Genomic DNA, 20,755 nt, shown 5'->3' on the forward strand with positions numbered 1-20,755 from the left:
CTTGCGTTGTCAGGGAGTGTACTCAGGGTCGCCGGCGGCTCGGGTAACGAAAGGATGCATGAATGTCACTGCCTCGTTACATCGGCGGCGAGCGCCGTGGCCAGGCTCGGAGCCAGCGCCAGACGCGGCAGCAGCAGCGCCTGGTAGGCGTGGTAGAGATCGGGTTTGCCCGGCCAGATGCTGGCAGCCGGCCGGTTGTCGCTGTCGAGTTCGTGATGCCAGCTGCCACCGCGCAGGTCGATGAAATGCACGTCGATGAAGGCCCAGAACTTCCGATACCACTGTTCGTAGAGCGCCTCGCCGGTGCGCTGCAACAGCGCCGCCGCTGCCGCGACGGCCTCGGCGTGCACCCAGTGCAGGCGTGCGCGAACCACCGGCTGCTGCCTCCAGTCGAGGCTATAGACCAGCCCCGGCGCGCCGTCGGCCTGCCAGGCCTGCGCGCAGGCGCGGGCGAACAGGCCCCGGGCGTCGGCCAGCAGCCAGTCCGGTGCAGCGCACCCGGCCTGTGTCAGCGCGGCCTGCAGATGCAGCAGCAGGCGCGCCCACTCGAAGGCGTGGCCAGGCGTACTGCCGTAGGGGCGAAACGGGTCGGCGCGGCGCTCGGCGTTGTACTCCGGCAGCGCCTGCCACTGCGCATCGAAATGCTCGAGCACCACGTGCCCGCGCGCGGCAGCGTGCCGATGGATCAGGCGTTCGGCGATGCGCAGCGCACGCTGCAACCAGCGCGTATCGCCGCTGACATCGGCCAGGGCGAGAAAGGCCTCGGTGGCGTGCATGTTGCTGTTCGCCCCGCGGTAGGCCTCCTCGTCACGCCAGTCAGCACTGAAGCTTTCGCGCAGTGCGCCCTCCTCTTCGCTCCAGAAGTGCCGTTCGATGATCCCGATGGCGTCATCGAGCAGCGCCTGCGCGGCGGGACGCCCCGCGACCCTGGCGGAGCTGGCCGCCAGCGCGACGAAGGCATGCAGGTACGCGGACTTGCCGCCGCTGCGCGTCGCATCGCTGAACCAGCCGCCATGCGTTTCGTCCCACAGCGCGCCGCGCAACGCGGCGAGGCCATGGTCGACCAGCGCGGCGTAACCGGGCAGGCCCTGGATGTGAGCCAGGGCGAAACAGTGGGTCATGCGCGTGGTGTGGATCAGTTCGGCCACCGCCCCCTCGGCGATGCGCCCCTCGGCATCGAGCGCGGCGAAGCCCTGCTCGACCTGCGCCCGCCGCGCGAACGGCAACAGGCGCAGGCCTTCGTCGGCCAGCCAGGTGAGGTGGGCGGGCTGACTCAGCCAGCTGTCTGGATTCAATGCGGCTCCGCTCATTGTTCTGGTTCCCTGCAGATGGGGGGGCCGAGCGCCGCACAGCGGCGCGGCAACGGCGACGAGACAGGACAGACGACGGCGCATTCGGCCCGCGCGGCCCCGGCTGGATGAAGAGCCGGATGCCGCTTCACCCATCCCTCCGAAAGGCGCGCTGCGAAACGCCCAGCAGCCACTCATCCCCGCAGCGGATTCTAACGAGCGCCCCATCAGCGCCAGGTAACGAACGGGCCTGCCTTTGTCACCAAGCGGTGACATTCAGTCCGGCGTGCGCGGCAGGCGCAGGGTGACGCGCAGGCCGCCCTCCCGCAGGTTGCGCAGGCTCACTTCGCCGCCATGGCTATGGGCGATGTTGCGGGCGATACCCAGGCCCAGGCCATAGCCCTGCTGCTGGCCGGCCAGACGGAAGTGCGGTTCGAACACCTGCTCCAGACGCTGCTCGGGCACCCCCGGCCCTTCGTCATCGACATGCAGGACGAAGGCCACGCCGTCGTCCTCGATGTGCAGGTGGGCATTGCTGCCGTACTTGCGGGCATTGTCGATCAGGTTGCCGATGCAGCGCCGCAGCGCCAGAGGCTTGCCCGGATAGGCGCTGCTGGCCTGGCCATCGAGGGTCACGCTGCCGTTGCCCGCCGGCGCCAGGTAGGGCTCCACCAGGCAGTGCAGCAGGTGGTTGAGATCCACCGGCTCGATGTTCTCGTGAATGTCGGTGTCCTTCACGCATTGCAGCGCGCCTTTGACCAGCAGCTCCAGGTCGTCCAGGTCGCGGCCGAACTTGGTCTGCAGGCTCTCGTCGTCGAGCAGCTCGACACGCAGGCGCAGGCGCGTGATCGGCGTGCGCAGGTCATGGGAAATGGCGCTGAACAGCTGGCTGCGTTCGGTCAGGTAACGGCTGATGCGCTCGCGCATGGCATTGAACGCACGGGCCACTTCCACCACCTCGCGCCCACCGCCTTCGGCCACCGGCTCCACCTCCGCGCCCAGCGACATGTGCCGCGCGGTGCGGGCCAGACGCTTGAGCGGGCGACTCTGCAGGTGCACCAGCAAGCCGATGAACAGCAGCAGGAAGACGCTGGTCAGCAGGATGAACCACAGCTGCTGCGCGGGCAGGATGGGTTCTTCCAGGCTGGTGTAGGGCTCGGGCAGCAGCGAAGCGATGTACAGCCACTCGCCCGGAGCCAGCTGGATCTGGGTCACCAGCACCGGCGGATTGACCGGCTCCAGGGTCAGGGCGTAGTGCGCCCAGGAGCGCGGCAGTTCGTCGAGCTTGAGGCCGCCGTTGAAGATGCGCAGGTCCTCCGGGCTGACGAAGGTCACCGAGATGTCTGCGCTGCTACCCAGGGACTTGTGCAGCACCGCGGTCACCGCCTCGGTCACCGCCTGCGTGCGTGGCGTGTTCGGCAGCAGCTTCATCTGCAAGGGGCGGTCGTTGAGGCTGACCACGAAGCGCGTGCCGCCCATGCTGCGCAGCTGGTCGAGAACCAGTGGCCGGTAGGCGACCGGCAACGAGCGGAAGTAGCGCACGCTGGCGGACATCGAGTGGCCCAGGCTGCGGGCCGTGGTGACCAGCCCTTCGAGCTGGGTGGCGCGCAACTGCGACAGCCAGATGACGCTGGACAAGGTCTGCGCCGCGAGTATCGCCAGCAGCGTGAGCAGCAGCATGCGCCCCAGCAGCGAGCGTGGCAGCGGCAACCAGCGCCGTGGCTCAGCGCCCATCGCCGGCCTGCACGCTGACCATCGCCGCCAGCTGATAGCCGCTGCCGCGCACGGTGCGGATCAGCCGTGGCGGCTTGTCGGTATCGCGCAGGCGCTGACGCAGGCGGCTGACGGCCATGTCGACGATGCGCTCCAGCGGCATCACCTCACGGCCACGGGTGGCATTGCCGATGGTGTCGCGGTCGAGAATCTGCTGCGGGTGATCGAGGAACAGCTTGAGCAGGGCGAAATCGGCACCGGAGAGAATCACCTCCTCGCCGTCGCGGTGGAACAGCCGGTGACTGACCATGTCCAGGCGCCAGTCCTCGAATGCCAGCACCTCGCCGCTGCGCTCCTGGGTGAACTGCGCGCGGCGCAACAGCGCCTTGATCCGCGCCAGCAGCTCGCGCGGGCTGAACGGCTTGCCGAGGTAATCGTCCGCCCCCAGTTCGAGGCCGATCACGCGGTCGGCCTCGTCGGAGCTGGCGGTCAGCATGATGATCGGCACCTGGGCGAAGCGCTGGTGGCCACGCACCCAGCGACACAGGCTGAAGCCGTCCTCGTCGGGCAGCATCACGTCGAAGATGACCAGGTCGGCCGGCTGCGCGCACAGGCTCTGGCGGAATGCGCTGCCGTCGGGCACGGCGCGCACCGCGAAGCCGACACGGCTCAGGTAGGTTTCGAGCAGTTCGCGAATTTCCTGGTCGTCATCGACCAGCAGTATCGACTTGCCGGGCTGGCTCATGGTCCACCCTCCTTGTTGTATTCATGCCGCCATGCGCCGCACTAGTCGGCGCCGTACGCCTGCTGCAAGGCCACGCCGGCACCGGTCAGCCCCGGGTACTCGGCCGTCACCAGCCACACCGGAATGCCGTCAAGGTAATGGCTCATGCAGCCCTTGTCGCTGAAACTCTTGGCAAATCCACTGGCGAGAAAACGCTCGGCGAAACGCGGCACGACGCCGCCGACGATGTACACGCCGCCACGCGCGCCAAGGGTCAGCACGTTGTTGCCGGCAACCCGTCCCAGCCAGCGGCTGAACTGCTCCAGCACCTGGCCGGCGAGCGGCTCGCCCGCCAGGCCGGCGGCGCTGATCGCGGCAGGCGTCGAATGCACCTGCGGCTGCCCGTCCAGCGTGCAGATCGCCCGGTACAGCGCCAGCAGGCCGTTGCCGCTGAGTACATCCTCGGCGCGCACGTGGCCCAGCTGCTGGTGCAGGACCTGCCACAGCTCGGCCTCGCGCGGGCTGCCGACGGGCAGGTCGACATGGCCGCCCTCCCCCGGCAACACCAGCCAGCGACCGTCCTCCAGCCCCAGCAGGGTGCCGACGCCAAGCCCGGTGCCAGCGCCGATCACCAGCGCCGGACGTCCGGCCTGGGCTTCGCCAGGGCAGACCTGCAGGCGCTCGCCGTCACGCAGGCGGGTCATGCCCAGGGCCATGGCGGAGAAATCGTTGATCATCAGCAGGTGCTCGATCTGCAGCGCCGCGCAGAAGGCGGCTCGCTCGATGCGCCAGTGATTGTTGGTGAAGCGGAACAGATCACCGCTGACCGGCCCGGCACAGGCCAGGCATACGGCATCCACGGCGCCCAGGGGCAGGCCCTGGGCATGCAGGTAAGCGGCAATGGCCTGTTCGGGCCCGGGAAAATCGGCGGTGGCCAGGACCTGCACCGCCTGCAGTTGCTCGTCACGCCACAGGGCGAAGCGTGCGTTGGTGCCGCCGATATCACCGACCAGCGCCAGCTTCACGGGCGCAACTCCCGCAACAGGGCGCTGCACAGAAGGGCTACCTCAGGGGCATGAGGGGGCATGCTTTCGACTCCAAACCGGAATTATTTTTGTAGTTCAGACAACGCACGACACAGTAAACCGGAAAATCATGCCCTTCAATCGGATTAAAGTAGTGATAACAACAATATTTCACAGAACACGTGACGCACGTCCCGAGCCCCTGCGGCAACGGACGGGGCGCCGCCGCATTCACGCCTCGGCATGACCCCGGACAATATCCGCGGCATGGCCGCCCCCTAGACTCGCACTGTCCATGGGCGCACGGCGGGCGCGATCCGCCGCCCTTCCGGTAATCCGCACGGAGAAGCAACATGTCACCCGATATCGTCATCGTCGGCGCCGGCCCAGCCGGCCTGTGCCTGGCCAGGGCCCTGTCCGGGCACGGTCTGTCGATCATGCTGCTGGAGCGTCAGGCCGAGCAAGCCCTGGCCGACCCCGCTTTCGACGGCCGCGAGATCGCCCTCACCCATGGCTCGCAGGCACTGCTCGACCGTCTGGGGATTTGGTCGCGGCTGCCCGCCGAGGATGTCGCCGTGCTGCGCGATGCCCAGGTATTCAACGGCCCTTCGCTGTTCGCTCTGAAGATCCGCGCCGAACAGGCCGGCGCCGAGCGGCTCGGCCACCTGGTGGCCAACCAGGCCATTCGCCGCGCCGCCTATGAGGCCGTCCGTGCATGCAGCGACGTGCACCTGCTGTGCGACACCCAGGTGCGCGCCATCCAGTCGGGCGAACACGAGATCAAGCTGGTCCTGCAGGACGGCCAGGTGCTGCAGCCGCGCCTGCTGGTCGCCGCCGACAGCCGCTTCTCGGACACCCGGCGCCAGCTCGGCATCGGTGCGCAGCTCAAGGACTTCGGCAAGAGCATGCTGGTGTGCCGCATGCAGCACGAGCTGGAGCACCAGCAGGTGGCCTGGGAGTGGTTCGGCTACGGCCAGACCCTCGCCCTGCTGCCACTCAACGGGCGGCAATCGTCGACGGTGCTGACCTTGCCGCCACGCGAGATCGAACGCCTGCTGGCGCTCGACGACTCCACCTTCGCCCGCGAGATGGAGCAGCGCTTCGACCGCCGCCTGGGCGCCATGCAGCTGCTCGGCAGCCGCCACGCCTACCCGCTGGTGGGGGCCTACGCACGGCGCATGGTCGGCAAGCGCTGCGCGCTGCTCGGCGATGCCGCGGTGGGCATGCACCCGGTCACCGCGCATGGCTTCAACTTCGGCCTGATCGGCGTGCAGCTGCTGAGCGAGCCCCTGCTGGCGGCCCACGCCAGGCACCAGGACATCGCTGCACCAGCCACACTGAGCCGTTACGAGCGCCAGTTGCGCCTGGCCACCTGGCCGCTGTACCAGGCCACCAACCTGCTGGTGGAGCTGTACACCAACGACCATCTGCCCGCCCGCCTGCTGCGTGGGGCCGGCCTGCGCATGGCCCAGGGCCTGCTGCCACTGAAGAAGGGCATCGCCCGCCATCTCACGGCCCGCGCCTGAGCCGCCCCGCGGGCGCGGCGCACCCGGCGCGCCCTCGACCGGCTCATCTGATACGCATCAGACAGCACTTTCTGAGTCTGTTTTGTTTTCCCCGGCCTCCCTACAGTTTCGCCATTCGCGCGGCTGCGCGCGCATTACTGTATGGAAGGTTACCGCGATGCAATCTGCTGCTTCCCACCCGGCCTACAACTACAAGGTCGTCCGCCAGTTCACCCTGATGACCATCGTCTGGGGTGTCGTGGGCATGTGCACCGGCGTGCTCATCGCCGCCCAACTGGTGTGGCCGGAACTCAACTTCGACACCCCCTGGCTCAGCTTCGGCCGCCTGCGCCCCCTGCACACCAGCCTGGTGATCTTCGGCTTCGCCGGTAGCGCACAGTTCGCCGCCAGCTACTACGCGCTGCAACGCACCTGCCAGACGCGCCTGTTCTCCGACGGCCTCGCCGCCTTCACCTTCTGGGGCTGGCAGCTGACCATCCTGATCATGCTGGTGACGCTGCCCATGGGCCTGACCACCACCAAGGAATACGCCGAGATCGAGTTCACCGGCGCGCTGTGGATGGCCGTGGTCTGGGTCGCCTACGGCATCGTGTTCTTCACCACCCTGACCCGCCGCAGGACGCCTCACATCTATGTCGGCAACTGGTTCTTCGGTGCCTTCATCCTGGTCATCGCCATCCTCCACGTGGTCAACCACCTGTCGATCCCGGTGAGCTGGTTCAAGTCCTATTCGGTGTATTCCGGCGCCACCGACGCCATGGTGCAGTGGTGGTACGGGCACAACGCCGTGGGCTTCTTCCTCACCACCGGCTTCCTCGGCATGATGTATTACTTCGTGCCCAAGCAGGTGAACCGGCCGGTGTACTCGTACCGCCTGTCCATCGTCCACTTCTGGGCGCTGATCACCCTGTACATCTGGGCCGGCCCGCACCACCTGCACTACACCGCCCTGCCGGACTGGGCGCAGAGCCTGGGCATGGTGATGTCGATCATCCTCCTGGCGCCGAGCTGGGGCGGCATGGTCAACGGCATGATGACGCTGTCCGGCGCCTGGCACCTGCTGCGCACCGACCCGATCCTGCGCTTCCTGGTGGTGTCCCTGGCCTTCTACGGCATGAGCACCTTCGAAGGTCCGATGATGGCCATCAAGACCGTCAACGCCCTGTCCCACTACACCGACTGGACCATTGGCCACGTCCACGCCGGGGCCCTCGGCTGGGTGGCGATGATCACCTTCGGCTCGCTCTACCACCTGATCCCGAAGGTGTTCGACCGCGAGCGCATGTACAGCATCGGCCTGATCAACGCGCACTTCTGGCTGGCCACCATCGGCACCGTGCTGTACATCGCCTCGATGTGGGTCAACGGAATCACCCAGGGCCTGATGTGGCGCGCGGTCAACGAGGACGGCACCCTCACCTACTCCTTCGTCGAAGCGCTGGAGGCCAGCCACCCCGGCTTCGTGGTGCGCCTGGTCGGCGGCCTGTGCTTCCTCAGCGGCATGCTGCTGATGGCCTTCAACACCTGGCTGACCCTGCGCGCCGGCGAACGGGCCACGCAGCCTGCGCCGGAGGTCGCTCATGCCCGCTGAGGCCTGGGGGATACTCGCGCTGCTGCTGTTCTACCTCGGCGTGCAGATCAGCCTCGGCCGGGCGACGCAGCGCGAGCTCGACGAAGCGACCATGCTGCCCTTCGTCGACGACCCCGAAGTGGCGCGCCGGGTGGAACGCGACACCGGGCGCAGCACCAGCGGCTGCGCCTGCCCGGGGGCCTGCGACGGACGTTGCGAGCACCTCGGGGAGCGCCTGCTGTAGCGCCTCAGACCCACTGATCGTTGCGCTTGCGGCGCACGCGCAGCATGGTCGGCAGGATCAGGCCGAGCAGCAGCCCGGCACCGGCGATGCTGCCGCCGTAGGCCATGTAGCGCATCAACGCCTGCTGCTGTTCGTTGCCCAGTTGCGCCTGGGCATCGCGCAGTTGCGAGCGTGTGGTGGTCAGTTCGGCATCCAGCGCGCTGCGTGCGGCCTGCAGTTCCTCGATGAGCTTCTTGCGCGAGTCGAGGGTCTCCTGCATGCCCTGCACGCGCGCCTTCCAGGCATCGTCGATGCCCTTGAGCTCGGCGCTCAGGTCGGCGACCTTCTGCTCCAGCTGCGGCAGGCGCTCGGCCTGGCCGGGCACCGACTGCAGGTCACGACTGGGAATCCACACCGCATTGCCGCTGGCGCCGCGCACCTGGCTGTAGTCGCCCTGGGTACGCAGCAGCTCCACCTTCTCCCCGGACGTCAGCGTGCCGACGATGCGGTAGCCGTCGGTGGGGCCACTGCGCACATAGGTGTTGAGGCTGTCGCTGACCCAGCGCTGATTGCCGGCGGTCTCTTCGGCGTGCAGCAGGGTACTGCCGAGCAGCCCCCCGAGCAGCAGGCAGGCGCCCAGGGCACGGGGGTGGAGCGGAGCGATGCGACAGGAGAAATGACGGGATAAAAGCATGGGAGGATCTTCACGTGGCAGTCAGACGGACCCGGCGAGCGGGATGGGCGATGACGGCGAGCACGGCAAACGCGCTGCAACACGATACGAGCAGAATCTGCGACGAAGACGCCACACTAGCGGCAATTAGCCATCTACCCCTCCCCGTTCGGGCCGACAGCAGACAGACATTGGCGGACGGCTTCGAGTTCACTCGCCGCTGACGATGAACGATGGACGCAGCAGCGCTTCAGCCGTTGTGGCGCTGGACGAAGGCGCGAAAATCCGCCAGCGGCATCGGCCGCCCGAGCAGATATCCCTGGAACTGGTTGCAGCCGTTGCTCGCCAGAAAGTGGCGCTGCGCCTCGGTTTCCACGCCTTCGGCGATCACCGTCATGCCCATGCTCTGGCCGAGGGCGATGACGCTGCGCACGATGGCTTCGCTGTTGGCATCGCTGAGCACGTCGCAGATGAACGAGCGGTCGATCTTCAGCTTGCTCAGCGGCAAGCGCTTGAGGTGGCTGAGGGAGGAGAAGCCGGTGCCGAAGTCATCCAGAGAGAAGCGCACGCCACGCTCCACCAGCGCCGTCATCTTGCGCGTGAGGTCCTCCATGTCGTGCACGATCAGCGTCTCGGTCAGCTCCAGCTCCAGGCGCTGCGCGTCGATCCGATGCCGCTCGATCAGCCCGGCGATCTCGGCGACGAAGCTGTTCTGCGAGAACTGCTTCTGGCTGATGTTCACCGCCAGGTCGATGTCGCGGTACAGCGGCTCGTCCTGCCACTGGTGCAGCTGCTCGGCGGTCTGTTCCAGCACCCAGTGGCCGATGGGGATGATCAGCCCGGTGTGCTCGGCGTGGTCGATGAACTCCCCCGGCGCCAGCAGGCCGCGCTGCGGATGCAGCCAGCGAATCAGCACCTCGGCGCCGATCACCCGGTTGGCGCCGTTCAGTTGCGGCTGGTAGTGCAGGACGAACTGGCGCTCGCGCACGGCCGCGCGCAAGTCCCGGTCCAGCTCGGAGCGCTCGGCGGTGTCGGTCTGCAGGATGTGCAGCAGGAAGAAGAACATCAGCATGGCCACCAGCGCCTGCACCCAGGAGCCGACCACGCGCACCCCGTCCGGCAGCGCATGCAGGTCGGTCGGCCGCCAGGTGGAGGCGGCCAGCGCGACGAACAGCAGCAGGCAGAACAGGGAGATGCCGTAGCGCAAGCCCATGGGCTCGTCGCGAAACGCCATCAGCGCCGCCACGGCCATCGGCAGCAGGTACAGGTGAGTGGCACGCGGCGCGGCGAGCGTGGGCGGGTCGAGCAGCAGGGTCGAGGCGACCACGACCACCAGCAGTGCGCCGAACAGCACGAGGTTGGCGCTGAGCGCCCGGTTGCGCAGGGTCAGGAGGAAGACCGCCACGCCACTGAGAATGATCGCCAGGTCCATCAGGGCGATGGCCGTGTAGCCGTGCGAGAGAAAGAACAGCCCCCAGAGCACACCCATCCCGACCATGACCAGGCTGGCCAGCATGCGCATGCGCCGCTCGCGGCGCTGACCGACCAGCGCCAGGTCCGCGCCATGCCAGAGCTGGCGGACACGTTTGCCGAAGATCGAGAGTGATGGCATGGGAAAGTCCTTGAGCGATCACTCTCATTCTTGAAGCTGCTGGGCCGAATGCAAGTTTCGGCTCCGCTTCAGTAGCGCCAGTGCTCCTTGCTGGCCAGGCGCTCGGCGAGAAAATCCAGCAGCAGACGCATGGCCGGCAGCATCTGCCGGCGACTGCCGTAGAGCGCATGGATGCCCAGTTCCGGCGAGCGATAGTCGGGCAGCAGCTGCACCAGCCGGCCCTCGCGCAGCAGCGCCTCCACCGAATACAGCGGCTGCAGGCTGACGCCAGCGCCGGCCAGCGTCGCTTCCAGCAGCACCATCGACTCGTTGGCGCTGAGGCTGCCGGAGACCGACACCGCAGTCGCCTCGCCCTGGTGCGCGAACTCCCACAGGCTGCGGCCGAAGTAGGCATAGGCCAGGCAGTTGTGCCGGGTCAGGTCCTGCGGATGCTGCGGCGTGCCCTGCCGCGCCAGGTACGCCGGGGCGGCACACACTACCGAACGACATACCGCCAGGTGCCGGGCGATCAGGTTGGGGTCGAGCTGGTTGGTGATGCGCAGCGCCAGGTCGATGCGCGCCTCGACCAGGTTGACGGCCTCGCTGCCGATCAGCAGGTCGATGTTGACCTGCGGGTAGCGGCTGGTGAAGTCGTGCAACGCATGCACCAGCCAGGCCTGGGCGAAGGACTGGCTGCTGGTGATGCGCAGCGTGCCGCGCGGCACGGCGTCCACGCCCTGCCCCAGGGCCTGCATGCGCTCGGCCAGCGCCAGCATCTCGCGGCACTGCGGCAACATCTGCTCGCCGGCCGCCGTCAGGCTCAGCTTGCGCGTGCTGCGGTGCAACAGGCGCACCCCGGCCCAGCCTTCCAGCTCGGCCAGGTAGCGCGAGACCATGGCCCGCGACATGTCCAGCGCCTCGGCCGCAGCCGTCTGGCTACCGCGCTCCAGTACCTCGACGAAAACCCGTGCCGCTGTCAGTCGATCCATAATTCGCTCGATTCATGCAACAAACATGACCAGCTTACGGGGCTTTTCGCTCGCCAGGTAGCGCATAAGATGCGCCCCTCACCTGCCTGGAGACCACCATGTCCCTCACCTCCCGTTTCTTCGCCGGCCTCGGCCTGCTCGCCGTGGCGGCTGGCGCCCTCGCCCAGCCACTGACCCTGGACATCTACAACCCGCGCGAGAATGCCGTGTTCCCGGTCAGCTCGACCCTGATCAGCGGTGAGAAGGACGCCATCCTGGTGGACGCGCAGTTCTCCAACACCGAGGCCCAGGCCCTGGTCGAACGCATCCGCGCCAGCGGCAAGCGCCTGACCACCATCTTCATCAGCCATGGCGATCCCGATTTCTACTTCGGCCTCGATACCCTGACCCGCGCCTACCCCGACGCCAAGGTACTGGCCACCCCGGCCACCGTCGCCTACATCGAGAAGACCCGCGCGCCCAAACTGGCCTACTGGGGCCCGATCCTGAAGGACAGCGCCCCGGCCCGCACCCAGGTGCCGGAGCCCCTGCAAGGCAATGCGCTGGAACTCGAAGGGCAGCGCATCGAAGTGGTCGGTCACGACCCGCAGCACACCAGCCTGTGGATTCCCGCCATCAAGGCCGTGGTCGGCGGCGTGCTGACCAGCGCCAACATCCACCTCTGGGTGGCCGATGCGCAGAGCGCCGAAGCCCGCCAGCGCTGGCTGAAATCCCTGGACGAACTCGAAGCGCTGCAGCCGACCACCCTGGTGCCCGGGCACTACCTCGGCAAGCCGGCGATGGGCCTCGACGACCTGCGTTTCACCCGCGAATACCTGCTGACGCTGGAGCAGCAACTGCCCAAGGCCAAGGACAGCCAGGCGCTGATCGCCGCCATGCAGGCGCGTTATCCCCAGCTGCAGGATGACAGCAGCCTGGAGCTGAGCGCCAAGGTGCTCAAGGGCGAAATGCAGTGGCCATGAGTGGCCGCATCCTGATCTGTGGCGCCTCGCGCGGACTGGGCCTCGGCCTGGTCCGCGCGTTCGTCGAGGCGGGCTGGGAGGTGCTGGCGGTGGTGCGCGAACTGCGCCCGGCCAGCCCGCTGGATGCCCTGCGCACCCGCCACCCACAGGCGCTGCAGGTGATCGCCTGCGACCTCGCTCGCCTCGACGCGGCCAGCACCATCGAAGCCGCCCTGCATGGCCGGCGCCTCGACTGCGCGCTGTTCAATGCGGGGGTCTATGGCCCGGGCCACCAGGACCCGCGCCAGGCCCTGTTCGACGATGTCGGCCAGCTGTTTCTGGCCAACGCGGTGGCCCCGATCCGCCTGGCCCAGTGCCTGGCCGAGCAGGTGGCCGACGGTGGCGTGATCGCCTTCATGAGCTCGCAGATGGCCAGCCTGACGCTGGCACGTGCCGCCGACATGCCGCTGTACGGCGCCAGCAAGGCCGCGCTGAACAGCCTGCTGCGCAGCTGGCAGGCGCAACTGCCACGCCTGCCCTGGAGCCTGCTGGCGCTGCACCCCGGCTGGGTGCGCACCGACATGGGCGGTGACGCCGCCCCACTGAGCGTGGAGCAGAGCGCCAGTGACCTGCACCAGGTGATCCTCGATCAACTCGGGCGTCGCCAGTGCGCCTTCCTCGATCATCAGGGCCAGTCACTGCCCTGGTGACGCCCCGCCACACGCCTGCCCGTGCCTCGCCCGAACGAGGCACAGGGTCTTCGACGCTCCCCCCATAACCTCACTGCCCCCGCACACAGCTATACAATTCTTTTACAAAATTAGATTTTGTACATATATTGGATAGCGACATATCTCATGGACGCCGTACCGGGCGCCCGTGAACGCTCGAACTCGACACGCTGCGCAATCCGGCAACCCTCTTCTCCCCCCTTTCCTGGTTGCCGGATTTTTTTATTCATCGCCCGTTGCCGCCGGGCCACTCGCTGCACGGCTGGACGCGGCTACCGCCAGCCCCGGAGGAAGCGCCCATGGCGACCTCGCTTCGACCGCTGCCAGCAGCCCTCCTGGCTCTGCTCCTGCTGGCCTGCGTCACCGCGCCGGCCTGCGCCCAGGGCAGCTGGCGTGCCCAAGTGCCACAGGCGACCCTGATCGGCAGCGGCGACTTCAGCTGGTTCGGTTTCTCGGTATACAACGCCAAGCTGTGGAGCCCGGTGGCGCAGGTGGACTTCTCGCAGCCCTTCGCCCTGGAGCTGACCTACCGGCGCCGCATCAGCCGCGACACCCTGGTGGACACCAGCCTCGACGAAATCCGTCGCCTCAACGGCGAGCCGCTCGATCGCGAGCAGCAGGCAGACTGGGTCCGGCAGATGCAGCAGGCCTTCGTCGACGTCGAGGACGGCACGCGCATCACCGGCGTGTTCCTCCCCGGCCGGGGCTGTCGCTTCTACGTCAATGGCCAGTTGCAGCACGTCATCGAGGATGACGAGTTCGCCCGCGCCTTCTTCGCCATCTGGCTCGACCCGCAGACCCGCAGCCCGAAACTGCGTGCCGCGCTGCTCGGCCTCAACCGATGAGGAGTGCCATGAGAACGCCTGCCATCCTGCTCGCCTGCCTGCTGCTGGTCAGCTGCGGCCAGGTTCCCGTCGAGCGCTACGCCGACCAACGTCCCGCACTGGACCTGCCCACCTTCTTCAGCGGTCCGGTACAGGCCTGGGGCATGTTCCAGGATCGTTCCGGCGAAGTGATCAAACGCTTTCACGTCGACATCGACAGTCGCCGCGACGGCGACAGGCTGATTCTCGACGAGCGCTTCCTGTACAGCGACGGCACGCGCCAGCGCCGGGTCTGGACCCTCACCCCGGACGGCGCCGGGCGCTGGCTCGGCAGCGCCGACGACGTGGTCGGCCAGGCCGTCGGCGAAGTCGCCGGCAACGCCCTGCGCTGGCGTTATCACCTCAACCTGCCGGTGGATGGCAGCACCTACGTCGTCTACTTCGACGACTGGATGTACCTGATGGACGACGACACCCTGATCAACCGTTCCAGCATGAGCAAGTTCGGCATCGAGCTGGGCCAGGTCACGCTGTTCTTCCGCCGCGCTGCGGCCACACCATGAATACACCACTGCTCGGCAGCCTGGGGACGCGCTACAAGGCGCTGGTCATAGGCGCCAGCGGCACCCTCGGCCAGGCCTTCTGCCAGCTGCTGCGCGCCGACGCCCACTGCGCCAGCGTGCGCGAGCTGAGCCGTGGCAGCTCACCGGCGCTGGACCTGGAAGCCCCGTCCAGCATCGCCGAGGCCGCCGCTGCGCTGGCCGATGAAGGGCCCTATCAGCTGATCGTGCATGCAGCCGGGCTCCTGCATCGTGCCGGCATCGCCCCGGAAAAGAGCCTGGCAGCCATCGAGGCCGAGGCGTTGCAGACGGTGTTCCAGGTCAACGCCTTGGGGCCCGCGCTGGTGCTGCGGCACTTTCTGCCGCTGCTCGACGCGCAGGGCGCCATGGCCATGCTCTCGGCCAAGGTCGGCAGCATCGGCGACAACCGCCTGGGCGGCTGGTATGCCTACCGTTCGTCCAAGGCGGCGCTGAACATGCTGATCAGGACCGCGGCCATCGAACTGGCGCGCAGCAAACCCAGGGCACGCCTGCTCAGCCTGCATCCCGGCACGGTGATCTCCCCTCTGTCGCAGCCCTTCCGTGGCGCGCTGGCGGCTCGCCCGGCCGAGCAGGCCGCCAGGGAGCTGCTGCAGGTGATCGACAGCCTGGGAGCGGAGCACAGCGGCAGCTTCCATGCCTACGACGGCCAGCCGCTGCCCTGGTAGGGCGAGCTACGAGCCACCGAACAGATCGAAGGAGTCGAGCAGGCGCCAGGCGATTTCCGGCGTCTTCTCCATGGCCCGGCGAATCGCGGCGGGGATGCTCTGCCGGGTCTTGCGGCACAGCCCCGGATGCGCCTCGAAGTGCATGTGGATGCCACGCATGCTGCGCACCTCGCCATGACTGGGCTCGATCTGCAGGCTAATGCCCAGCTGTTCGTACATGCGCTGCTGCATGCGCTGCAGGTCCTCCAGACTCTGCAGGCTCTCCAGGCGCTCGAGCAGGCGCTGCTCCTCCTGCCGGGTCAGCAGCAGCACACGCGTATCGGCGCCCGGCAACGCCAGCAGCTCATCGCGCTGACAGTCACAGGCACCCGGCGGACAGGGGTTACGCAGAGGCAGGGGTGAATTCATGCCCCTGATCATAGCCATAGCCAGGCGCGCTGCCCATCCACGCCCATCGGCCGGCTTGCCAGCGTGGCAGACTTCGTTAAGCTCACAGCATTCCCCCTCGATGCAAGGATGAACACCATGTTGCGCTTCACCACGTTCGCCGCTGGCCTGCTGCTCTCGGCCAACGTCTTCGCCCTGTCCCTCTCCGACCTGAGCCAGCAGGACGCCAGCGGCGGCCTGAAGGACGCCCTGATCCAGGGCGCCCAGGTGGCGGTCAAGCAACTGGGCACGCCCGGTGGCTTCAGCAACAATCCCGACGTGCGTATCGAACTGCCGGGCAAGCTCGGCAAAGCCGCCAAGACCATGAAGATGATGGGCATGGGTGCCCAGGTCGAACAGCTGGAAAGCAGCATGAACAAGGCCGCCGAGGCCGCCGTACCGCAAGCCCAGGCGCTGCTGGTCGATGCCGTGAAGAAAATGACCGTGGCCGACGCCAAGGCGATCCTCAGCGGCCCGCAGGACTCGGCCACACAGTACCTGAACAAGAGCAGCCGCGAGCAGATTCGCGCCAAGTTCCTGCCCATCGTCAAGCAGGCCACCGACCAGGTCGGCCTGGCCCAGCAGTACAACGCCTTTGCCGGCCAGGCCGCCAGCTTCGGCGTGGTCGACGCCAAGAGCAGCACGGTGGAAGGCTACGTCACCGAGCAGGCGCTCGATGGCCTGTTCGAGATGATCGCCAAGCAGGAAGCCAGCATCCGCGAAAACCCGGCCGCCGCCGCTACCAGCCTGGCGAAGAAGGTCTTCGGCGCACTCTGAGCCTAGCCAGCGCCTGCGACACCCCGCAACGGGACGTCGCAGGCCCTCAGCCCACCGCGCGCAGCCAGGCGAGCAGCTCGCTCGCCAGTGAATCCTCTGCCGGAGCCGCCGGCAGGTACAGGCAGTAGCGCGAGCCATCGCCGAAGAACCCCGACGGCGCCGCCAGAACGCCACTGCGAATGTCATCCTGCACCAGGTGCCAGGGGCCGATGGCGACCCCCAGCCCGGCGACCGCCGCCTGCAGGCTGAAGTAGAAGTGCTCGAACACCTGCCCGCCCTGCGCCTTGACGGACTGTCCGGCAGCCTGCGCCCAGGCGCTCCAGGCCGTGGGCCGGGTGCGCGTATGCAGCAGCGGCGCCGACGGGCGCAACTGGCCCTCGGCGGTGAACCATTGCTCAACCCTGTCCGCGCGGCACACCGCCGCCACCTGCTCCTCGAACAGCGGTTCGCGGTGGTAGTGCGCCGGGCAGGGAAAATCGTCGCGGCGAATGGCCAGGTCGATCCCCTGCTCGAAGGAAAAACCACCGCCGCCCGCCACCAGATGCATGGGCAGCTGTGGATGGCGCGCCTGGAACTCGCTCCAGCGCGGGATCAGCCAGCGCATCAGCAGGGTCGGCTCGCAGGAGATCACCAGTTGGCGTCCGCGCCGGGCCCTGGCGCGCAGTTCAGCGACCGCCTGCGCCATCACCGCCAGCCCCTCCTCCACGGCCCGGGCCAGCTGCCGCCCCTCGTCGGTGAGAAACACACGCTGCCGGCGCCGCTCGAACAGCGTCACCTCCAGCTCGGCCTCGAGCAGGCGCACGGCGCGGCTGATCGCACCGGGGGTCACGTGCAGCGCCTCGGCCGCACGGGCGAAGTGCTCCTCGCGCGCCGCTGCCGCAAAGCAGCGCAGGGCCGTCAGCGAGGGCAGGCGGGTGCCAGAAGATGACGACTCAAACTCACGATATGCATCAGAAATCATCGTTACAGACCCATGCAGCAAACGAGGAAAATATAGGCGTTAACTAACCGAGAGACACCATACCTCATGAGCGAATGGATAGTTGTAATCACCATCACCCTACTCGCCTGCATCAGCCCCGGCCCGGACTTCGCGCTGGTCTGCCGGCAATCGCTGATGCTGTCCCGGCGCGCCGGCCTGTTCACCGCTGTCGGCATCGGCCTGGGCGTGCTCGTGCACGTGGCCTACACCCTGCTCGGCCTCGGCCTGCTGCTGCAGCAGTCCGCCTGGCTGTTCACCCTGTGCAAGTTCGCAGGCGCCGGCTACCTGCTCTACCTGGGGCTGCGCATGCTGCGTAGCCGCCCCGAGGAACAGCAGACGAACAGCCCGGCGCTGGCCGTCGACGCCTTCGCCGCCCTGCGCATGGGCTTCCTCGGCAATGCACTGAACCCCAAGACATCGCTGTTCATCGTCAGCCTGTTCATGGGCGTGGTCAGCCCGCAGACCTCGCTGGCCAGCCAGCTGGGTTATGGCGCATTCATCGCCATCGCCCATGTCGCCTGGTTCGCCCTGGTCGCCCTGGGCCTGTCGGCGCAGGCCGTGCGACTGCGCCTGCTGGCCATGCGGCAGCGTATCGAGCAACTGTTCGGCACCTTGCTGGTCGGCTTTGCCCTGTGGCTGGCCACGACCTCGCAACCACGCTGAGCGCCATGAAAAAGCCCCGCCGGGCTTGTGGCCGGGCGGGGCTTTCGTTTGCCGTTGCCGGTCAGGCGCAGGCGGCTTGCATCTGGCGATGCGTATCGATGAGGTGCTGCACCACGCCAGGATCGGCCAGCGTGGAGATGTCGCCGAGTGCAGCGTATTCGGCGGTAGCGATCTTGCGCAGGATACGGCGCATGATCTTGCCCGAGCGGGTCTTCGGCAGACCTGGCGCCCACTGGATGACATCCGGCGTGGCGATCGGGCCGATTTCCTTGCGCACCCAGTTCTTCAGTTCCTGACGCAGCTGCTCGGACGGTTCCTCGCCCGCGTTCAGGGTCACGTAGACGTAGATGCCCTGGCCCTTGATGTCGTGCGGTACGCCGACCACCGCAGCCTCGGCCACCTTGTTGTGGGCGACCATGGCGCTCTCGATCTCGGCGGTGCCCATGCGGTGGCCGGAGACGTTGAGCACGTCGTCGACACGCCCGGTGATCCACCAGTAGCCATCCTCGTCGCGACGGGCGCCGTCGCCGGTGAAGTACATGCCCTTGAAGGTCTTGAAGTAGGTGTCGACGAAGCGGTCGTGGTCACCGAACAGGGTACGCGCCTGGCCCGGCCAGGAGTCGATGATCACCAGGTTGCCTTCGGCCGGCCCGTCGATGATGTTGCCCAGGTTGTCCACCAGCGCCGGCTGCACGCCGAAGAACGGACGCGCGGCGGAACCTGGCTTCATGGCGTGAGCGCCCGGCAGCGGCGTCATCAGGCAGGCGCCGGTTTCGGTCTGCCACCAGGTGTCGACGATCGGGCAACGGCTCTGGCCGACGTTCTCGTAGTACCACTGCCAGGCTTCCGGGTTGATCGGCTCACCGACCGAACCGAGCAGGCGCAGGCTGGAACCGTCGGCGCCTTCCACGGCAGCCTTGCCCTCGGCCATCATGGCGCGGATGGCGGTCGGCGCGGTGTAGAGGATGTTGACCTTGTGCTTGTCGACGATCTTGGCGACACGGGTCACGTCCGGGTAGTTCGGGATGCCCTCGAACATCACGGTGGTGGCGCCATTGGCCAGCGGTCCGTAGACCAGGTAGCTGTGGCCGGTGACCCAGCCGATGTCGGCGGTGCACCAGAAGACCTCGCCCGGACGGTAGTCGAACACGCGTTCGTGGGTCAGCGAGGCGTACACCAGGTAGCCGCCGGTGGTGTGCAGCACGCCCTTGGGCTTGCCGGTGGAACCGGAGGTGTAGAGGATGAACAGCGCTTCCTCGGCGCCCATTTCCTTCGGCGCGCAGACGCTGCCGGCGACCTTCATCAGGTCTTCGTACCAGATGTCGCGGTGCTGGTTCCACTTGATGCTGCCACCGGTGCGGTTGACCACGATGATCTTCTGCACGCTGTTGGTTTCCGGGTTGGTCAGCGCGTCATCGACGTTGGCCTTCAGCGGCACCTTCTTGCCGCCGCGCACGCCCTCGTCGGCGGTGATCACCACCTTGGACTTGCAGTCGATGATGCGGCCGGCCAGCGCCTCGGGCGAGAAGCCACCGAACACCACGGAGTGGATGGCACCGATACGGGCGCACGCCAGCATGGCCACCACGGCTTCCGGGATCATCGGCATGTAGATGGTCACCACGTCGCCGCGGTGGATGTCCTGGCCGCGCAGGGCGTTGGCCAGCTTGCACACCTGCTCGTGCAGCTCGCGGTAGGTGATTTCCTTGTGCTCGGACGGGTCGTCGCCTTCCCAGATGATCGCGATCTGGTCGCCGCGCTCTTCCAGGTGACGGTCGAGGCAGTTGTAGGACACGTTCAGGGTGCCATCGGCGTACCACTTGATATCGACATGGTGGTCGTCGAAGGAGGTCTGCTTGACCTTGGTGTAGGGCTTGATCCAGTCGATGCGCTGGCCCTGCTCGCGCCAGAAACCCTCGGGGTTGACCACCGACTGTTGGTACATGGCCTTGTAGGTGGCCTCGTCGGTCAGTGTCCGCGCGGCCACTTCGGGGCGCACAGGGTAAAGAGACGCAGCACTCATGGAATCACCTCGGTGGGTAGTTGTTTTTGTATGCTGCCTTTTGTATCTCCCGACCCTTCGTGAGGCCATTCGACCATGGTCTTACCGCTCTAAGACCATGGTCTCGAGGCCCTGCCCGGCAGGTGTCGAGCCCATGCGGCAGCGTCATGCACCGTTCGACACGACGCGCATCGACAGCGTTCCTCGCGTTTCGTCAGGCGTACGCCCCCGCGCCGGCGGGTCCACCGAGCGCTGCCCTTGCGCACTGCATGCCCGCAAAAAAAAGCCCGGCACAGGGCCGGGCGCAGAGGTAGACGCGGTATCGTCGGTGGTCCTAGTTCATGCCCAGCCAGTTCGGCAGGGCCATGGACACGGCCGGGATGTAGGTGATCACCAGCAGGAAGCTGATCAGCATCATCAGCCACGGCAGCGCGGCGCGGATCACTGCGGTCAGCGGCATGCCGGTCACCGCCGAGGTGACGAACAGGTTCAGCCCCACCGGCGGCGTGATCAGGCCGATCTCCATGTTCACCACCATGATGATGCCCAGGTGGATCGGGTCGATGCCCAGCTGCACGGCGATCGGGAACAGGATCGGCGCGAGGATCAGGATGATCGCCGACGGTTCCATGAAGGCACCGGCGATCAGCAGCACGATGTTCACCACCAGCAGGAACTGCCACGGCTGCAGACCCAGCTCCACCACCCAGGCGGTGATCTGCTGCGGGATCTGCTCGGTGGTCAGCACGTGGGCGAAGAGCATGGCGTTGGCGATGATGAACATCAGCATGATGGTCAGCTTGCCGGACTCCAGCAGCA

At 67.3% G+C, this 20,755-nt stretch carries 20 protein-coding genes and 1 pseudogene; 10 read left to right on the forward strand and 11 right to left on the reverse strand.

Annotation, left to right across the window (positions count from 1 at the left end; all coding sequences use genetic code 11):
• Window positions 1-65: 65 nt before the first annotated feature.
• The 4 genes from EWH21_RS17455 to EWH21_RS17470 all read right to left on the reverse strand — a co-directional run bounded on the left by EWH21_RS17455 (window position 66) and on the right by EWH21_RS17470 (window position 4,751).
• Window positions 66-1,310: an AGE family epimerase/isomerase gene (locus EWH21_RS17455; RefSeq protein ID WP_277698933.1), complete on the reverse strand. Its 1,245-nt coding sequence runs from the start codon at window positions 1,308-1,310 to the stop codon at window positions 66-68.
• Window positions 1,311-1,565: 255 nt separating this feature from the next.
• On the reverse strand, window positions 1,566-3,023 hold the full coding sequence (locus tag EWH21_RS17460) for an ATP-binding protein (protein WP_047589021.1): 1,458 nt from the start codon (window positions 3,021-3,023) through the stop codon (window positions 1,566-1,568).
• A complete protein-coding gene (locus EWH21_RS17465; protein WP_037053646.1) occupies window positions 3,013-3,747 on the reverse strand; it encodes a response regulator transcription factor in 735 nt (244 codons plus the stop codon). The genes EWH21_RS17460 and EWH21_RS17465 overlap by 11 nt, the downstream gene beginning before the upstream one ends.
• Window positions 3,748-3,788: 41 nt before the next feature.
• Complete coding sequence (locus EWH21_RS17470; protein WP_152489244.1) at window positions 3,789-4,751, reverse strand: glucokinase; 963 nt, start codon at window positions 4,749-4,751, stop codon at window positions 3,789-3,791.
• 353 nt (window positions 4,752-5,104) lie between these two features.
• Here EWH21_RS17470 and ubiM point away from each other — a divergent pair, with 353 nt between their 5' ends.
• The 3 genes from ubiM (at window position 5,105) to EWH21_RS17485 (ending at window position 8,091) form a co-directional block, all read left to right on the forward strand.
• Window positions 5,105-6,277: a 5-demethoxyubiquinol-8 5-hydroxylase UbiM gene (gene ubiM / locus EWH21_RS17475; RefSeq protein WP_277698934.1), complete on the forward strand. Its 1,173-nt coding sequence runs from the start codon at window positions 5,105-5,107 to the stop codon at window positions 6,275-6,277.
• Window positions 6,278-6,434: 157 nt separating this feature from the next.
• Window positions 6,435-7,868 carry a cytochrome-c oxidase, cbb3-type subunit I gene (ccoN, locus tag EWH21_RS17480; protein WP_134677442.1) on the forward strand — a complete coding sequence of 478 codons (1,434 nt, stop codon included), beginning with the start codon at window positions 6,435-6,437 and terminating at the stop codon, window positions 7,866-7,868.
• Window positions 7,858-8,091 (forward strand): cytochrome Cbb oxidase CcoQ, encoded by a 234-nt coding sequence (locus EWH21_RS17485; protein WP_037057372.1) that lies wholly within the window; start codon window positions 7,858-7,860, stop codon window positions 8,089-8,091. Before ccoN ends, EWH21_RS17485 begins: the two co-directional genes overlap by 11 nt.
• Window positions 8,092-8,095: 4 nt before the next feature.
• Here EWH21_RS17485 and EWH21_RS17490 read toward each other — a convergent pair whose 3' ends face one another.
• The 3 genes from EWH21_RS17490 to EWH21_RS17500 all read right to left on the reverse strand — a co-directional run bounded on the left by EWH21_RS17490 (window position 8,096) and on the right by EWH21_RS17500 (window position 11,323).
• Window positions 8,096-8,764, reverse strand: coding sequence for a TIGR04211 family SH3 domain-containing protein (locus EWH21_RS17490; protein WP_277698935.1), 669 nt, complete (start codon window positions 8,762-8,764; stop codon window positions 8,096-8,098).
• 229 nt (window positions 8,765-8,993) lie between these two features.
• Complete coding sequence (locus EWH21_RS17495; protein ID WP_277698936.1) at window positions 8,994-10,355, reverse strand: EAL domain-containing protein; 1,362 nt, start codon at window positions 10,353-10,355, stop codon at window positions 8,994-8,996.
• Between the two features lie 68 nt (window positions 10,356-10,423).
• A complete protein-coding gene (locus tag EWH21_RS17500; protein WP_175254147.1) occupies window positions 10,424-11,323 on the reverse strand; it encodes a LysR family transcriptional regulator in 900 nt (299 codons plus the stop codon).
• Between the two features lie 98 nt (window positions 11,324-11,421).
• Here EWH21_RS17500 and EWH21_RS17505 point away from each other — a divergent pair, with 98 nt between their 5' ends.
• From EWH21_RS17505 to EWH21_RS17525, 5 genes are all read left to right on the forward strand, one after another.
• Window positions 11,422-12,285, forward strand: coding sequence for an MBL fold metallo-hydrolase (locus EWH21_RS17505; protein ID WP_037057380.1), 864 nt, complete (start codon window positions 11,422-11,424; stop codon window positions 12,283-12,285).
• On the forward strand, window positions 12,282-12,974 hold the full coding sequence (locus EWH21_RS17510) for an SDR family oxidoreductase (RefSeq protein WP_277698937.1): 693 nt from the start codon (window positions 12,282-12,284) through the stop codon (window positions 12,972-12,974). The genes EWH21_RS17505 and EWH21_RS17510 overlap by 4 nt, the downstream gene beginning before the upstream one ends.
• Window positions 12,975-13,294: 320 nt before the next feature.
• Window positions 13,295-13,840 (forward strand): chalcone isomerase family protein, encoded by a 546-nt coding sequence (locus EWH21_RS17515; protein WP_134677438.1) that lies wholly within the window; start codon window positions 13,295-13,297, stop codon window positions 13,838-13,840.
• Between the two features lie 8 nt (window positions 13,841-13,848).
• Window positions 13,849-14,382 carry a DUF3833 domain-containing protein gene (locus EWH21_RS17520; RefSeq protein ID WP_277698938.1) on the forward strand — a complete coding sequence of 178 codons (534 nt, stop codon included), beginning with the start codon at window positions 13,849-13,851 and terminating at the stop codon, window positions 14,380-14,382.
• The gene (locus EWH21_RS17525) at window positions 14,379-15,086 is read left to right on the forward strand and encodes an SDR family NAD(P)-dependent oxidoreductase (RefSeq protein ID WP_277698939.1); all 708 of its coding nucleotides are present in this window, start codon (window positions 14,379-14,381) and stop codon (window positions 15,084-15,086) included. The genes EWH21_RS17520 and EWH21_RS17525 overlap by 4 nt, the downstream gene beginning before the upstream one ends.
• A 6-nt stretch (window positions 15,087-15,092) precedes the next feature.
• Here EWH21_RS17525 and EWH21_RS17530 read toward each other — a convergent pair whose 3' ends face one another.
• Window positions 15,093-15,494, reverse strand: a complete 402-nt coding sequence (locus EWH21_RS17530) for a hypothetical protein (protein WP_277698940.1) — start codon at window positions 15,492-15,494, stop codon at window positions 15,093-15,095.
• A gap of 117 nt (window positions 15,495-15,611) precedes the next feature.
• Here EWH21_RS17530 and EWH21_RS17535 point away from each other — a divergent pair, with 117 nt between their 5' ends.
• Entirely contained in the window at window positions 15,612-16,289 is a 678-nt protein-coding gene (locus EWH21_RS17535; protein WP_037057390.1) for a DUF4197 domain-containing protein, read from the forward strand.
• A 46-nt stretch (window positions 16,290-16,335) separates the two neighbouring features.
• Here EWH21_RS17535 and EWH21_RS17540 read toward each other — a convergent pair whose 3' ends face one another.
• Window positions 16,336-17,250 (reverse strand): LysR family transcriptional regulator, encoded by a 915-nt coding sequence (locus EWH21_RS17540; RefSeq protein WP_277698941.1) that lies wholly within the window; start codon window positions 17,248-17,250, stop codon window positions 16,336-16,338.
• Window positions 17,251-17,316: 66 nt separating this feature from the next.
• On the opposite strand from EWH21_RS17540, the gene EWH21_RS17545 reads away from it, so the two are divergent.
• On the forward strand, window positions 17,317-17,934 hold the full coding sequence (locus EWH21_RS17545; protein ID WP_152489252.1) for a LysE family translocator: 618 nt from the start codon (window positions 17,317-17,319) through the stop codon (window positions 17,932-17,934).
• A 61-nt stretch (window positions 17,935-17,995) separates the two neighbouring features.
• Here EWH21_RS17545 and acs read toward each other — a convergent pair whose 3' ends face one another.
• Both acs and dctM read right to left on the reverse strand, forming a co-directional pair.
• Complete coding sequence (gene acs / locus EWH21_RS17550; protein ID WP_047592968.1) at window positions 17,996-19,957, reverse strand: acetate--CoA ligase; 1,962 nt, start codon at window positions 19,955-19,957, stop codon at window positions 17,996-17,998.
• Window positions 19,958-20,270: 313 nt separating this feature from the next.
• Window positions 20,271-20,755, reverse strand: a pseudogene (gene dctM, locus EWH21_RS17555) (C4-dicarboxylate TRAP transporter large permease protein DctM); the annotation flags it as partial.

The organism is Pseudomonas sp. REST10 (assembly GCF_029542605.1).
In the GTDB taxonomy this organism is placed as follows: domain Bacteria; phylum Pseudomonadota; class Gammaproteobacteria; order Pseudomonadales; family Pseudomonadaceae; genus Aquipseudomonas; species Aquipseudomonas khazarica.